Annotated in this window: 16 protein-coding genes; 12 read left to right on the top strand and 4 right to left on the bottom strand. The window is 54.3% G+C overall.

All coding sequences use genetic code 11. The features are described from left to right. Positions 1 to 8 precede the first annotated feature (8 nt). On the top strand, positions 9 to 620 hold the full coding sequence (locus NQ842_RS19355) for a helix-turn-helix domain-containing protein (RefSeq protein WP_014830832.1): 612 nt from the start codon (positions 9 to 11) through the stop codon (positions 618 to 620). On the opposite strand, the gene ampH is transcribed toward NQ842_RS19355, so the two are convergent. Beyond that, positions 617 to 1,783, bottom strand: a complete 1,167-nt coding sequence (gene ampH / locus NQ842_RS19350; protein ID WP_046888864.1) for a D-alanyl-D-alanine-carboxypeptidase/endopeptidase AmpH — start codon at positions 1,781 to 1,783, stop codon at positions 617 to 619. The genes NQ842_RS19355 and ampH overlap by 4 nt on opposite strands. A 205-nt stretch (positions 1,784 to 1,988) precedes the next feature. Between ampH and NQ842_RS19345 the strand changes: the two genes are divergently transcribed. From NQ842_RS19345 to NQ842_RS19335, 3 genes are all read left to right on the top strand, one after another. Next, positions 1,989 to 2,522, top strand: a complete 534-nt coding sequence (locus NQ842_RS19345) for an isochorismatase family protein (RefSeq protein WP_014830834.1) — start codon at positions 1,989 to 1,991, stop codon at positions 2,520 to 2,522. Positions 2,523 to 2,637: 115 nt separating this feature from the next. Further along, positions 2,638 to 3,858: a peptide antibiotic transporter SbmA gene (gene sbmA, locus NQ842_RS19340; protein WP_014830835.1), complete on the top strand. Its 1,221-nt coding sequence runs from the start codon at positions 2,638 to 2,640 to the stop codon at positions 3,856 to 3,858. A 14-nt stretch (positions 3,859 to 3,872) separates the two neighbouring features. Beyond that, entirely contained in the window at positions 3,873 to 4,970 is a 1,098-nt protein-coding gene (locus tag NQ842_RS19335) for a DUF1615 domain-containing protein (protein ID WP_257256217.1), read from the top strand. On the opposite strand, the gene NQ842_RS19330 is transcribed toward NQ842_RS19335, so the two are convergent. Next, positions 4,967 to 5,269: a DUF2755 family protein gene (locus NQ842_RS19330; protein WP_014830837.1), complete on the bottom strand. Its 303-nt coding sequence runs from the start codon at positions 5,267 to 5,269 to the stop codon at positions 4,967 to 4,969. The genes NQ842_RS19335 and NQ842_RS19330 overlap by 4 nt on opposite strands. 246 nt (positions 5,270 to 5,515) lie before the next feature. Between NQ842_RS19330 and NQ842_RS19325 the strand changes: the two genes are divergently transcribed. Beyond that, complete coding sequence (locus tag NQ842_RS19325; RefSeq protein ID WP_013095806.1) at positions 5,516 to 5,752, top strand: DUF2754 domain-containing protein; 237 nt, start codon at positions 5,516 to 5,518, stop codon at positions 5,750 to 5,752. Here the strand turns inward: NQ842_RS19325 and ddlA are convergent. Further along, positions 5,749 to 6,849, bottom strand: coding sequence for a D-alanine--D-alanine ligase (ddlA, locus tag NQ842_RS19320; protein WP_257256216.1), 1,101 nt, complete (start codon positions 6,847 to 6,849; stop codon positions 5,749 to 5,751). The genes NQ842_RS19325 and ddlA overlap by 4 nt on opposite strands. A gap of 103 nt (positions 6,850 to 6,952) precedes the next feature. Here ddlA and NQ842_RS19315 point away from each other — a divergent pair, with 103 nt between their 5' ends. The 6 genes from NQ842_RS19315 (at position 6,953) to adrA (ending at position 12,606) form a co-directional block, all read left to right on the top strand. Next, positions 6,953 to 7,636, top strand: a complete 684-nt coding sequence (locus NQ842_RS19315) for an extensin family protein (protein ID WP_194516471.1) — start codon at positions 6,953 to 6,955, stop codon at positions 7,634 to 7,636. 169 nt (positions 7,637 to 7,805) lie between these two features. Then, a complete protein-coding gene (locus NQ842_RS19310) occupies positions 7,806 to 9,020 on the top strand; it encodes a multidrug efflux MFS transporter (protein ID WP_063412479.1) in 1,215 nt (404 codons plus the stop codon). Between the two features lie 211 nt (positions 9,021 to 9,231). Continuing rightward, positions 9,232 to 9,492, top strand: a complete 261-nt coding sequence (iraP, locus tag NQ842_RS19305) for an anti-adapter protein IraP (protein WP_014830841.1) — start codon at positions 9,232 to 9,234, stop codon at positions 9,490 to 9,492. A 99-nt stretch (positions 9,493 to 9,591) separates the two neighbouring features. After that, the gene (gene phoA / locus NQ842_RS19300; protein ID WP_047360791.1) at positions 9,592 to 11,007 is read left to right on the top strand and encodes an alkaline phosphatase; all 1,416 of its coding nucleotides are present in this window, start codon (positions 9,592 to 9,594) and stop codon (positions 11,005 to 11,007) included. A 71-nt stretch (positions 11,008 to 11,078) separates the two neighbouring features. Continuing rightward, complete coding sequence (gene psiF, locus NQ842_RS19295) at positions 11,079 to 11,399, top strand: phosphate starvation-inducible protein PsiF (protein ID WP_014830844.1); 321 nt, start codon at positions 11,079 to 11,081, stop codon at positions 11,397 to 11,399. A 103-nt stretch (positions 11,400 to 11,502) separates the two neighbouring features. Beyond that, complete coding sequence (gene adrA, locus NQ842_RS19290; RefSeq protein ID WP_257256215.1) at positions 11,503 to 12,606, top strand: diguanylate cyclase AdrA; 1,104 nt, start codon at positions 11,503 to 11,505, stop codon at positions 12,604 to 12,606. Between the two features lie 16 nt (positions 12,607 to 12,622). On the opposite strand, the gene proC is transcribed toward adrA, so the two are convergent. Next, complete coding sequence (gene proC / locus NQ842_RS19285) at positions 12,623 to 13,432, bottom strand: pyrroline-5-carboxylate reductase (RefSeq protein ID WP_014830846.1); 810 nt, start codon at positions 13,430 to 13,432, stop codon at positions 12,623 to 12,625. Positions 13,433 to 13,529: 97 nt separating this feature from the next. Here proC and NQ842_RS19280 point away from each other — a divergent pair, with 97 nt between their 5' ends. Continuing rightward, on the top strand, positions 13,530 to 13,988 hold the full coding sequence (locus tag NQ842_RS19280) for a YaiI/YqxD family protein (RefSeq protein ID WP_014830847.1): 459 nt from the start codon (positions 13,530 to 13,532) through the stop codon (positions 13,986 to 13,988). Positions 13,989 to 14,057 lie beyond the last annotated feature (69 nt).

Raw genomic sequence — 14,057 nt, 5'->3', positions numbered from 1 at the left:
AGGTCTGCATGAAAGTTAATGCGAAACCACTTTCTGAATTAAGCCGGCTCGAACAGTGTTTGAAAGTAGCCAGTACCCCTTTTAGATCTGCTCCTCAGCAGATTATTTTAAATGATGATAACGATGAACCTAGCACCCTTGTATTACAGACTGGCATTATTGAAATCTATCGTCGTGCTGACGAACTGCTGATTGGCATTGCCACTGCGCCCTTTATTCTGGGCCTGGCCGCTGGCATGCAGGAATACCGGGTCGTGGCCAAAAATCCATGCACAGGCTTTTATTTACCTGCTTCGACCTCTCTGCAACTTATTCAGCAAAGTTCTCTCTGGAAAGAAGCTTTCTGCTGGCTATCCTGGATTAAATCCATTCTTGAAAAGCGGGACAGGCAACTGGTAGGAAATAACTCCTATCACCAAATCCGCGCCATGCTGCTGAATATGGCCGAATGGGATGAAACCCTGCGCTCAAAAATTGGCGTGATGAATCATATTCAACAAAGCACGCGCATTTCGCGTTCCGTCGTCGCAGAGGTCCTCGCTGCGCTTCGACAGGGTAACTACATCAATATGAGCCGGGGCAAACTGGTTAGCATCAACCGTTTGCCCACGGAATATTAAGGCTGGACGGAGGCGGTCAGCACCTGGGCTTTATTGGCACTCAGCTCGGCGACTAAGTTATTGATGCCATCGCTCATATTAACGAAACGCGTATTTGGCGAGCGGGTGACCACCACAAAAGCGCCCACGTTGGACTGGGGGATCATTGCCATATAGGTAATGAATCCACCACCGCCACCCGTTTTCTGGATAATGCCCGGACGGCCATTTTTCGGTGCCATATATACCCAGCCCAGACCGAGGGCGTCAGCTTTGCCTGGTACGTCCATGCCGATCACGCGGTGCAACTGACTGCGCTGGTAAATCAGGGTCTGCATACGGTCAGCCTGGTGGCTACGTGAGTAGAAGTCTGATGAGAGGAACTGCTGCATCCAGCGCATCATGTCGCCTGGCGTGGAGTAAACACCGCCGCTGCCGATGGCTGCCAGCGTGTTATTACACGGGCTGGCGCCTTTCTCTGCGACCATCAGACGGCGGCACTGATCCGGCGAAGGGGTGAATGTGGTGTCCTTCATGCCCAATGGGCGCGTGATCTGCTCTTCGAACAGCTGCGTATACGGTTTGCCCGCTGCCGTCGAGAGCGCATCGGCCAGCAGATCAAAGGCCAGGTTGGAGTAAGATGCCTGCGAACCTGGCGCGGTCTTCAGCGTGGCGGTGCTCAGGTAGTTCCAGCGTTGTTCCCGGGTCGGCCAGACAAAAACGTCACGGTGTGCCGCACCGCCTGGCTGCTCGCGTGGCAGGGCGCTGGTATGCGTCGCCAGATTGACCAGCGTGATGGGGGTTCCCTGATATGTCGGAACGCGTGCGCCCGGTGGGGCATACTTGCTGAGCGGATCGTCGAGTTTCACCACACCCTGGTCCAGCAATTTCACCAGCATTTCGCTGGTCATCAGCTTGGTCAGGGACGCGATGCGGATGACGGAATCCAGCTGTGGATGAACGTTATTACCTGGACGCGTTTCGCCAAAACTGCGAAACACGCGCTGGTTGCCGTCGATGACGACCATCGCCATGCCCGTCGCGCCACTGCCGTAGTAAATGAGGTTGGCGTAGCGATCGGCAATATCTGATGCCAAAACGGGGGCCGTCAGCGGTTGGGCTGCCTGGGCGGTGGAGAAGCTCACCGCACACAGCGCGGCGAAAGAGAGCAGACAACGTTTCAACGAAAAGCATCCATAGAAGTGAATGAGGAAAGTAATGGGTATTTATACTACTAAACCGTACGGTGCAATGCCCCGAATTACATAACGATAACCAGAAAAACGTAACTGCGAGTAAATCAGAAGAATTTACTTGCCGTCAGTCTCCCATTTTGTGACATCGGCCTTATGATAGATGGCTGTGTTACTCAATCTTGCGGAGAAGGGTATGTCCGGAAAGCGTGTGGTTATGGTTGTCGATATGCAGCAAGGGGTGTTCGAAACGCCTCGTCATCAGCGTGAAAAATGTGTCTCACTGATCAATCAGCTTACCCAGGCAGCCGATCGGGTGATTTTTATTCAGCATACCGAGCCTGGCGGTCTGGAAGAGGGCAGTGACGGGTTTGCCTTGCTGCCTGAACTGCATCAGCCTGCTGATGCCCTCTACGTGACCAAGACGGCCTGCGATGCGTTCTATAACACCTCGCTTGAGGCGCTGCTCCGCGAGCAGGGGATTCACGAGTTTGTCATCTGCGGCTGTGCCACCGATTATTGTGTTGATGCCACGTTCAAAAACGGTGTCAGTCGCGGCTATCACATCACCGTGGCGGAGGATGCGCATACCACCGCGAATCGCCCGGCGGCCGAAGCACGCATTCTGATTAACCACTACAACGACGTCTGGCGCGACTTCATCGCGCCCGCAAACCCGCCAGCAGTGAAACGCACCGAAACAATTCTTGAACACTGGAAAGCGAACTAATAATAAACCCTCGGGTCTGACCTTTTTGCCTGCGCCAGGAGGTTGGCGCAGGCAAGATTTTCGTGTGGTGATGTGTTGAACACAGCAACAGCCATAACAACAAGAAGGAAGCATCATGTTTAAGTCTTTTTTCCCAAAGCCGGGGCCATTTTTCCTGTCGGCATTTATTTGGGCACTGATCGCTGTCATTTTCTGGCAGGCGGGCGGCGGAGCGTGGTTAACGCGCATCACGGGCGCGACGGGCGAAGTTCCCATTAGCGCGGCGCGTTTCTGGTCGTTGAGCTATCTGCTGTTTTATGCGTACTACATGGTTTGTGTTGGGCTGTTTGCGCTGTTCTGGTTTGTCTATGCGCCACATCGCTGGCAATACTGGTCCATTCTTGGTACGTCGCTAATTATCTTTGTCACCTGGTTTCTGGTGGAAGTGGGGGTGGCGGTTAACGCCTGGTATGCCCCGTTCTATGATTTGATCCAGAGCGCACTGAGTTCACCGCATAAGGTGACCATCAATCAGTTCTACCACGAAGTGGGCATCTTCCTTGGTATCGCCCTGATTGCGGTAGTGATTGGCGTCATGAACAATTTCTTTGTCAGCCACTACGTTTTCCGCTGGCGTACCGCGATGAACGAACATTATATGGCGCACTGGCAACACCTGCGACATATCGAAGGCGCCGCGCAGCGTGTGCAGGAAGACACCATGCGTTTTGCCTCCACCCTTGAAGACATGGGCGTAAGCTTTATCAATGCCATTATGACGCTGATTGCCTTCCTGCCGGTGCTGGTGACCCTCTCGGCACACGTGCCGGATCTGCCGATCGTTGGCCATCTGCCGTATGGTCTGGTGATTGCCGCGATTGTCTGGTCATTGATGGGAACGGGCCTGCTGGCGGTCGTGGGGATCAAACTGCCTGGGCTGGAGTTTAAAAATCAGCGCGTCGAGGCAGCGTATCGTAAAGAGCTGGTTTATGGCGAAGATGATGCCAACCGCGCCTCGCCGCCAACCGTACGTGAACTGTTTGGCGCCGTGCGTCGCAACTATTTCCGTCTTTACTTCCACTATATGTACTTCAACATTGCGCGCATTTTGTATCTGCAGGTGGATAACGTTTTCGGTTTGTTCCTGCTGTTCCCGTCCATTGTTGCGGGTACGATAACATTGGGTCTGATGACACAGATCACCAACGTGTTTGGTCAGGTTCGCGGGTCGTTCCAGTATCTGATCAGTTCCTGGACCACGCTGGTGGAACTGATGTCCATCTACAAACGTCTTCGCAGCTTTGAACGCGAACTGGACGATCGGGATCTGCAGGAAGTCACCAATACATTTAGCTAAAACAGGGAGTTGCTATGTCCTTTGCCGTACCGCGCACGTTATCGCTGTCCTTACTCGCCGCACTTGTACTGGCGGGTTGTGCCGAAAAAGGGGCCGCCCCGCTTAAAAAAGGTGAGAAACCTGTGGATGTGGCGAGCGTTGTGCGGCAAAAAATGCCCTCAACGGTCAAAGACCGCAATGCGTGGGCTGAGGCCTTAGCAAAGACCTTTGAAAGCCAGAAAATTGCCCCCACCGAGGAGAATATCTGCTCGGTGCTGGCCGTGGCGCAGCAGGAGTCGATGTACCAGTCAGACCCGGTGGTGCCTGGGCTGAACAAAATTGCCTGGAAAGAGATCGACCGTCGCGCGGAATCGATGCATATCCCGGTTTTCCTGGTGCATACCGCCCTTAAAATCACCTCGCCAAACGGCAAAAGCTATAGCGATCGGCTGGATACGGTGAAAACCGAGAAACAGCTGAGCGCCATTTTTGATGATTTCATTAATATGGTGCCGATGGGGCAGAAGCTGTTTGGCTCGCTCAATCCGGTGCATACCGGTGGCCCGATGCAGGTCAGCATTGCCTTTGCTGAGCAACATACGGACGGTTATCCGTGGAAAATCGACGGGACGGCGCGTCAGGAGGTCTTCTCCCTGCGCGGCGGACTGTGGTTTGGTACGTATCATCTGCTGAACTATCCGGCGAGTTATAACGAGCCGTTGTACCGCTTTGCCGACTTTAACGCGGGCTGGTATGCCAGCCGAAACGCAGCGTTCCAGAGTGCGGTCAGCCGTGCAAGCGGGGTAAAACTGGCGCTGGACGGCGATCTCATCGCTTACGGCAGCAGCAAGGCGGGCACCACGGAACTGGCGGTACGGAAATTATCGTCAACGCTTGGCATGAGTGACAGCGACATTCGCCGTCAGCTGGAGAAGGGCGATAGCCTGGCGTTTGAGAAAACGGATCTCTACAGGCAGGTCTTCGCGCTGGCAGAGAAGAAGAGTGGAAAAGCGTTACCGCGGGCAATCCTGCCGGGTATTAAACTGGAAAGCCCGAAAATCACCCGTAACCTGACTACGGCATGGTTCGCAAAACGCGTGGACGATCGCCGGGCTCGCTGTATGGGGCTTTAGTGACGACGACGCAAGCGCAGGACTAGCGCGACCACACCCAAAATCAGACAACCCGCGAGGAAGGGGACGAGGCCGAACAGGGTGCTCACGCCAAAACCGATCTCAACCCGCGGGCGTCCATTATCCTGCACCTGCATCAGATGTTCATAGACGCCAGGCGCATGAACCAGCATGTTGAGAAGCTGTGAGCCAGCCCAGAAGCAGAACAGGACAAACAGGGCATAAGCGATATTACCCGCTGTGGAGGTTTTTGGTGGGGTGCCGCCAAAAATCGGTTTCGACAAGGTAAAGTCAGCCATAAAGACCTCCGGATATATCACTCTGTTAATACGCTTCGTACAGGGTGAGTTTGACAGGTCATAGCATTTGTCAATATCAGAATCGTGGTAATTTGCCCTGCGGAATTCTCCTGGATTGTCGATTTCTGCAGCACATCACAATTTCATCACTTAAGTGAAATTGCGTCGCGTTTCAGAATTTCCGCATCTGCCACAGACCTGATGGTAAAACTGTGAGAGGATGTCTTTTTTTCTGCCGGAGTTGTTATGAAACTCACGTCCAAACTACGCCGTGACTGGCATTACTACGCCTTTGCTATCGGGCTGATCTTTATTCTTAACGGTGTCGTGGGGCTGCTGGGGTTTGAAGCCAAAGGGTGGCAAACCTATGCCGTTGGGCTGGTGACCTGGGTGATCAGTTTCTGGCTGGCCGGGTTGATTATCCGCCGCCGTCCTGAAGAGACGACAGCGGATGAGGCGGAGACGGTGAAGAGAACCGATTAACCGTTTACGGAACTTTTCAGGGCGCTGTCAGCAGTATGACGCTCCAGCGCCAGTTCGATCAGACGGGTGATCAGCTCAGGGTAACTCAACCCGCTGGCCTGCCACAGTTTCGGATACATACTGATGTTGGTAAAGCCCGGCAGGGTGTTGATTTCATTAATCACGACCTCATTTTCTGGCGTCAGGAACACATCCACACGCGCCATGCCGCAGCAGCCAAGGGCCTGATAGGCGTTGATGGCGATCGCCCGGATCTTATCGTTGACGGCCGGATCGATATTCGCCGGCACGACGACCTGAGCGCCTTTATCATCAATATATTTGGTGTCGTAAGAGTAGAAATCGCTGTTTAACACCACTTCACCGCAGGTGCTTGCCTGTGGGAAATCATTGCCCAGCACCGCGCACTCAATTTCACGCCCTTTGATACCCTGCTCAACCACGACTTTGTGGTCAAACTCAAAAGCCAGACGAACGGCTTCGGTGAACTGCGCTTCGCTTGTCACTTTGCTGACGCCAACGGAGGAGCCCTGGTTCGCAGGCTTCACGAACAGCGGCAGACCCAGCTGGGCGGAAATCTGGCTGAAGCTGTACTTGTCGCGGTTAGCACGGGTGAGCGTCACGAACGGGGCAATGTTGAGCCCGGCATCACGCAGCAGGCGTTTGGTGACATCTTTATCCATGCAGGCAGCAGAGCCCAGTACATCGGAACCGACAAATGGCAGGTTAGCCATGCGCAGCATACCCTGCAGCGAACCATCTTCGCCCAGCGTGCCGTGGACGATTGGGAACACGACGTCAATCTGAGCAAGCGCCTGCGCATTACCGGCGTCGATAAGTTGCCCCTTCACTACGCCAGGGACGGTGGCGACGCTGATTTCAGAAGGATTAAGGGCGATATGTGCCGGATCGTTGGCGTTTAACAGATACTGGCTCGCATCGTTCACATGCCACTGGCCCTGTTTATCAATGCCCAGCAGCACTACGTCGAAACGGTTTTTATCAATCGCATCGACAATATTTTTTGCCGACTGCAACGAAACCTCGTGCTCCGCTGATTTTCCCCCAAAGACAATACCTACGCGCTGCTTTGCCATCTCACTCTCTTCCAGTCTGACGAAAAGCCAATAACATACCACGATGCCCGGCGGGTTTCGCGGCCTTCTGCCATAATGTTTTGGGGAGTAAAAAGGGGGGAGTGTGAAAGGTAAAACGCTGCTGATCGTGATCATCCTGGTGGCTGTCGCAACGGTGGGTTACCGCTGGTTGCCGTCTTACTACAACCCTTTTACGCCGCTCACGCTTGATGACCCGCCAGGTAAAATCACCCAGTATAAACTCCGGCGTTTAACCCCCGAGGCCTGCGCCAGCCTGTTATCGCAGGCCAATCAGAAAGCGCTTATCCGCACACAGCCGGTAGCTGACACCGGCGGAGCATGTCCTCTTCACAACGTGGTACGTGTGCGTGACTTCGGGCCGGTCAGTCTGAACAGCAGTTTTCTGGCCAGCTGTCCGCTCGCACTGAGTTCAGCACTGTTTGTCAGCCAGCAGGCCCGGCCACTCACCAAAACCTGGACCGGAAGCGAGCTGACGCGTATTGAGCATCTGGGCAGCTATGCCTGTCGCAATATTTACCACCGCCCTGACGCAAGACGCAGTGAACATGCCTCGGCAGAGGCGCTGGATATCAGCGCGTTTCAGCTGGCGAACGGTGAACGGGTCACCATCCTGCGCGGCTGGAGATCGACAAAAACGCAGCCGTGGCTACAGGCATTGCTGACGGCGAGCTGTGGCTATTACGGTAACGGCCTGGGGCCGGACTATAACGCGGCGCATGCCAACCATTTTCACCTGGGGATGCGTGGGTTTGGACTCTGCCATTGAAGCATAATCTTCCGCCAGAAATTGGATAATTTGTGACATCTTTCACAAATATGATGACTGGGAAGATAAAACACCAAAGTCAGCAAGGCCGCATCTCTGGCACGGCGCGGAAGCAGGTAACTTGCTAATCTGTCAGCGAATTCGCCTAAAAATGAAGACTATTTCTTTTATGGAATCCTGGAAAGTTAATCTCATCTCGGTCTGGTTCGGGTGTTTCTTCACCGGACTGGCCATTAGCCAGATTTTGCCCTTTCTGCCGCTGTACGTCTCGCAGCTGGGCGTGACCTCTCATGAAGCCCTCTCCATGTGGTCGGGTCTGACGTTCAGCGTGACGTTTCTGGTTTCCGCCATTGTGTCACCGATGTGGGGTAGCCTGGCGGATCGAAAAGGGCGCAAACTGATGCTGCTGCGCGCTTCGTTAGGGATGGCGATAGCCATTCTGCTGCAGGCCTTTGCCACCAACGTCTGGCAGCTGTTTATCCTGCGGGCGATCATGGGGCTGACATCCGGCTATATTCCTAACGCCATGGCGCTGGTCGCCTCACAGGTGCCGCGTGAGCGTAGCGGCTGGGCGCTGAGTACGCTCTCCACCGCACAGATAAGTGGCGTGATCGGCGGCCCGCTGTTAGGGGGCTTTCTGGCCGACCATGTGGGTCTGCGCGCCGTGTTTTTCATTACCGCCATCCTGCTGGTGGTCAGTTTTCTGGTAACGCTGTTTCTGATCAAAGAGGGCGGACGTCCGGTCGTCAGCAAATCTGAACGGCTGAGCGGCAAAGCGGTCTTTGCCTCACTGCCTTATCCCGGGCTGATGATAAGCCTGTTCGTGACCACCATGGTGATCCAGCTCTGTAACGGTTCAGTGGGTCCCATTCTGGCGCTGTTTATTAAATCGATGGAGCCAGACAGCAATAATATTGCGTTTCTCAGCGGGATGATCGCTGCCGTACCGGGTGTGTCTGCGTTAATTTCTGCGCCGCGGCTGGGAAAACTGGGTGACAGGATCGGCACGGCACGCATCCTGATGGCTACGCTGATTTTTGCCGTGGTGCTCTTCTTTGCGATGTCGTTCGTCACCTCTCCGCTTCAGCTCGGCGTGCTGCGATTTCTGCTTGGCTTTGCCGATGGTGCCATGTTACCTGCGGTGCAGACCTTGCTGGTGAAATATTCAAGCGACCAGGTGACAGGCCGTATTTTTGGCTATAACCAGTCATTTATGTATTTGGGCAATGTTGCCGGTCCGCTTATTGGTGCATCGGTTTCGGCGATGGCGGGTTTTCGTTGGGTATTTGCAGCCACGGCGATGGTGGTGTTGATCAATATTATCCAGCTGGCGATTGCCCTGCGACGCCGTCGGCAAATAGCGGAGACGAAATCGGCGCGATAATTGTCTTCGGTAATGCATTATATATTCTTATGGTCGCCGCATTTTTTTATAACCAAATGCGGCTTTTTCTTTTGAGAAAAACGTTTCGCTGACGGCCAGCAATCTCTATTCTGGCAGCGACGTCACTTTTGCATAAGATAATACTTTTCTCCTCTTTGCATTATTCATTCAGAATGCTAAGTTCTGGAAAAACTCATAAGGAAATAGCACGATGAAAAATCTCATTGCTGAGTTGTTGGTCAAGCTTGCACAAAAGGAAGAAGAGTCAAAAGAACTGGTCGCCCAGGTCGAAGCACTGGAAATAGTGGTTACAGCACTGCTCCGGCAGATGGCCAAAACCGATCAACAGGCACTGATTGAAAGCGTTGAAGGTGCGCTGGACAGCGCCAGGCCTGATTCCCAGGTACCGGTTCAGGATGCTGAAATGCTCCACCAGTACGTAAAGAAGCTGTTAAGGCATCCGCGCAGCTAAACCGTCACAGTTCCTGACGGCCCGTCATAGAATTGTCATGCTGGATGCCTATAGTCGCTCTGTTTTATTTTTTATGTATTTGTACATGGAGAAAATAAATTGAAGCAGAGCGCACTTTTCATTGCATTACTTCCTTTGTTTATTACCCCTGCCATTTATGCCGAAACGACCAATACTCACGTGCTGGATAATCGTGCGGCAACCGGAGATATCACCCAGCCAGGCGGCGCACGTCGACTGTCAGACGATCAAACCGCAGCCATTCGCGCTTCGCTGAATGATAAACCGGCTAAAAATATTATTCTACTGATTGGCGATGGAATGGGGGATTCCGAAATAACGGCGGCGCGAAATTATGCCGAGGGTGCTGGCGGCTTTTTTAAAGGCATCGACGCATTGCCCCTGACCGGACAATATACGCATTACTCGCTGGATAAAAAAACCGGTAAACCAGACTACGTAACGGATTCCGCCGCCTCTGCCACCGCCTGGACAACAGGGGTAAAAACCTATAATGGTGCGCTGGGCGTGGATATTCACGAAAAAGATCATCAAACCATTCTGGAGATGGCGAAAGCGGCGGGGCTGGCAACCGGCAACGTCTCCACCGCTGAGATCCAGGATGCGACGCCTGCGGCGCTGGTCGCGCATGTGACCTCGCGTAAATGTTACGGCCCGTCTGTGACCAGTGAAAAATGTCCCGGCAACGCGCTGGAAAAAGGCGGGAAAGGATCGATCACCGAACAGATGCTGAACGCGCGTCCTGACGTAACGCTGGGCGGCGGGGCGAAAACCTTCGCAGAAACCGCCACGGCGGGTGAGTGGCAGGGGAAAACGCTGCGCGAACAGGCACAGGCTCGCGGTTATCAACTGGTGAGTGATGCCGCTTCTCTGGCCGGGATTACCGAAGCGAATCAGGACAAGCCGCTGCTGGGACTGTTTGCTGACGGCAACATGCCCGTGCGCTGGGAGGGACCGAAAGCGTCTTACCACGGCAACATCGATAAACCGGCGGTGACCTGTACAGCGAATCCGAAACGTACTGACAGCGTACCGACACTGGCGGCGATGACGGAGAAAGCCATTTCACTGCTCAGCAAGAGCGATAAAGGGTTCTTCCTGCAGGTTGAAGGGGCGTCAATCGATAAGCAGGATCATGCGGCTAACCCGTGCGGCCAGATAGGCGAAACGGTTGATCTGGATGAAGCGGTACAGAAGGCGCTGGCGTTCGCGAAGCAAGATGGTAATACCCTGGTCGTGGTGACTGCTGACCATGCGCACGCCAGCCAGATCATCCCGGCAGATTCCAAAGCGCCCGGTCTGACTCAGGCGTTGAATACCAAAGATGGTGCGGTGATGGTGATGAGCTATGGCAACTCGGAAGAGGAGTCGATGGAACATACCGGTACGCAGTTGCGCATTGCGGCATACGGCCCGCATGCCGCAAACGTGGTGGGACTGACCGATCAAACGGATCTGTTCTACACTATGCGTGCGGCACTGGGTCTGAAATAAGTGAATGCCTGGCGGCCATTTCCGCCGCCAGGTACCAGACTTACAGTGGAACTTCACAAAAGGATGGTGCAATGAAAACAACAATACTGGTGGGTCTGCTCTCAGGCGTGTTCATGATGGCTTCAGCGAACGCGGCAGAAAAGACCTTAACACCGCAACAACAGCGTATGACGACCTGTAATCAGCAGGCGACAGCGAAAGCGCTGAAAGGGGATGCCCGTAAGACCTACATGAGCGATTGCCTCAAAAATGGTGCATCCAAACCGGATGAGAAAAGCCTGACACCGCAGCAGCAAAAAATGCGCGAATGTAATGCGAAAGCGACCGAACAGATGCTTAAAGGCGACGATCGCAGCAAGTTCATGAGCGCTTGCCTCAAGAAACAGGCATAGTCCTATCGGGTGAGTCCTGACGCCGGCTCACCCGAAATTTCATACTTTCCCCGCATCCCCCCTCTCTATAATTTGGGAAAATGTTTCAGAATATTCCCAAAATATGATGAACGACGAAAACTTTTACAATAAAGAGCGTATTGGGGAAGACTGGCTTCAAAACCTTTCTCAGGATGACTCACACCGTACCGGCATACGCTTTGCCCGGCGAGTCCGTCTGGCGCGAATCGTTGGCCTGGCGGCGATGTTTTTTCCCATTGCCGGTGTGCTGGTGACCCATTTTTTGCCCGGCGGTTGGTGGTTATTACTGGTTAGCTGGGCTTTTATCTGGCCACATCTTGCCTGGCAGTTCGCCTGCCGCTCATCCGAGCCTTTTCACCGTGAAATCATCAACCTGAAGATCGATGCCCTTATTGCCGGAATATGGATTGCCCTGATGGGCGTCAATGCCCTGCCATCGGCAGCGCTGGTCATGATGATCGGCATGAACATGATGGGATCCGGCGGTTGTCGTTTATTTCTCGCGGGCATGGCCATGATCGCTTTATCCGCCGTCATGACCCTCCAGCTCACCGGAAACGTTGTGGTGCTCTCTCCCGGACCGCTGGAGTGGTGGCTGACGTTGCCGGTCTTTATGCTCTACCCCATGCTCTTTGCCTGGGTGAGCCACCAGACGGCAATCCGTCTGGCGGAAAATAAACGAAGACTGGAAGTGATGAGCACCCGGGATGGTATGACTGGCGTCTACAACCGGCGCTACTGGGAAACGCTGCTGCGAAATGAATATGAGAAGTGCCGCCGGGGTCACTGCCAGACAACGATCCTGCTTATCGATATCGATCACTTCAAGAGCATTAACGATACCTGGGGGCATGATGTGGGTGATGAAGCGATTATTGCCATTACCCGGCAGCTACAGATGACGCTGCGGACAGGGGATTATATTGGCCGTTTCGGAGGCGATGAGTTCGCGATAATTATGTCCGGCACCCCGGCAGAAAGTGCCATCGCGGCGATGTCGCGCGTACACGAGCGGCTGCAAAAACTGTCGTTGCCCTGTGCTCCGAACGAACGACTTCGCATCAGCGTCGGCATCGCCCCGTGGGGGACTCAGTTTGGTCACTATCGGGAGTGGCTAAAAGCGGCAGATATCGCGCTGTATAAAGCCAAAAATGCCGGACGCGGACGGACCGAGGTAGCCGCCTGACATCCGGCTCAGACGGTCAGGACTTACTCAGTTTCTCTGACTTTTCCATGCATTTTGCCATCGCTTCAATGACCGCCGCACGGAATCCGCGCTCTTCCAGCACCCGCACCGCTTCGATGGTGGTGCCGCCAGGCGAGCAGACCATATCTTTCAGTTCCCCTGGATGCTTGCCGGTTTCCAGCACCATTTTGGCTGAACCCATCACCGCCTGTGCGGCAAACTTGTAGGCCTGCGCGCGTGGCATACCGCCAAGCACCGCAGCATCCGCCATCGCTTCCAGGAACATGAAGACATACGCAGGTGCAGAACCACTCACGCCCACCACCGGATGGATCATCGACTCGGCAATCACTTCCGCTTCACCGAAGCAGCGGAAAATGTTCAGCACATCGGCCACATCTTCCGGCGTCACCAGCGCGTTAGGGGTGATGGACGTCATCCCGGCGTTAACCAGCGAGGGGGTATTGGGCATTGCGCGTACAATTTTGCGGTCATGGCCCAGGGCACGAGCCAGCTGATCGAGCGTCACGCCTGCGGCAATCGATACCACCAGCGTGTCTTTGTTCAGGCTGGAGGTGATCTCGCTCAGCACTTTGATCATGATGTTCGGTTTAACCGCCCCAAAGACGATATCGGCGACCTGAGCCACTTCCTGCGCGCTTTCGGCTGCGTTGATACCATACTCATCACGCAACGCCGCGACTTTATCCGGTGATGGTGTATAGACCCAAATCTGACCCGGCAGGACCTGCCCGCTGGCGATCAGGCCACCCAGGATGGCTTTGCCCATGTTACCGCAGCCAATAAACCCGATTTTCTTCTCCATCACGTTTCTCCGTCGTTATGCGTTGTTTTCTCTGATTGATAGCTTAACAACGAAATGCAGGCGACAATAGTCGCCAGTATCAATATGGGGAGACATTATGGCGATTTGGGTTGATGCGGACGCGTGTCCGAATGTGATTAAAGAGATTTTGTTCCGTGCTGCCGAGCGCGTTCAGATGCCGCTTACGCTGGTGGCAAACCAGAATATCCGCGTACCCCCTTCCCGATTCATTCGTGCGTTGCGGGTGCCTGCCGGGTTTGACGTGGCGGATAACGAGATTGTACGGCTGTGCAGCGCTGAGGATCTGGTGATCACGGCGGACATTCCTTTGGCCGCAGAGGTACTGGAGAAGGGGGCCGCAGCCCTGAACCCGCGGGGTGAGCGCTACTCGCCAGCAACCATTCGGGAAAAACTGACCATGCGCGATTTTATGGATACGCTTCGCGCCAGCGGCGTGCAGACCGGTGGGCCAGACAGTCTATCTCAGCGTGACCGCCAGCAGTTTGCCGCAGAGCTGGATAAGTGGTTGCTGGAAGTGAAGCGCCGCACAGCGTAATGATAATCATTGTCAAATATGGTACAGTATGGCGGTGACAGGGTTGTCATCCCGTACCGCTTTGCAGTA

The sequence above is a fragment of the Enterobacter cloacae complex sp. R_G8 genome (genome assembly GCF_024599795.1).
Classification (GTDB): Bacteria; Pseudomonadota; Gammaproteobacteria; order Enterobacterales; family Enterobacteriaceae; genus Enterobacter; species Enterobacter dissolvens.
This window is presented reverse-complemented; position numbering and strand designations above follow the sequence as displayed.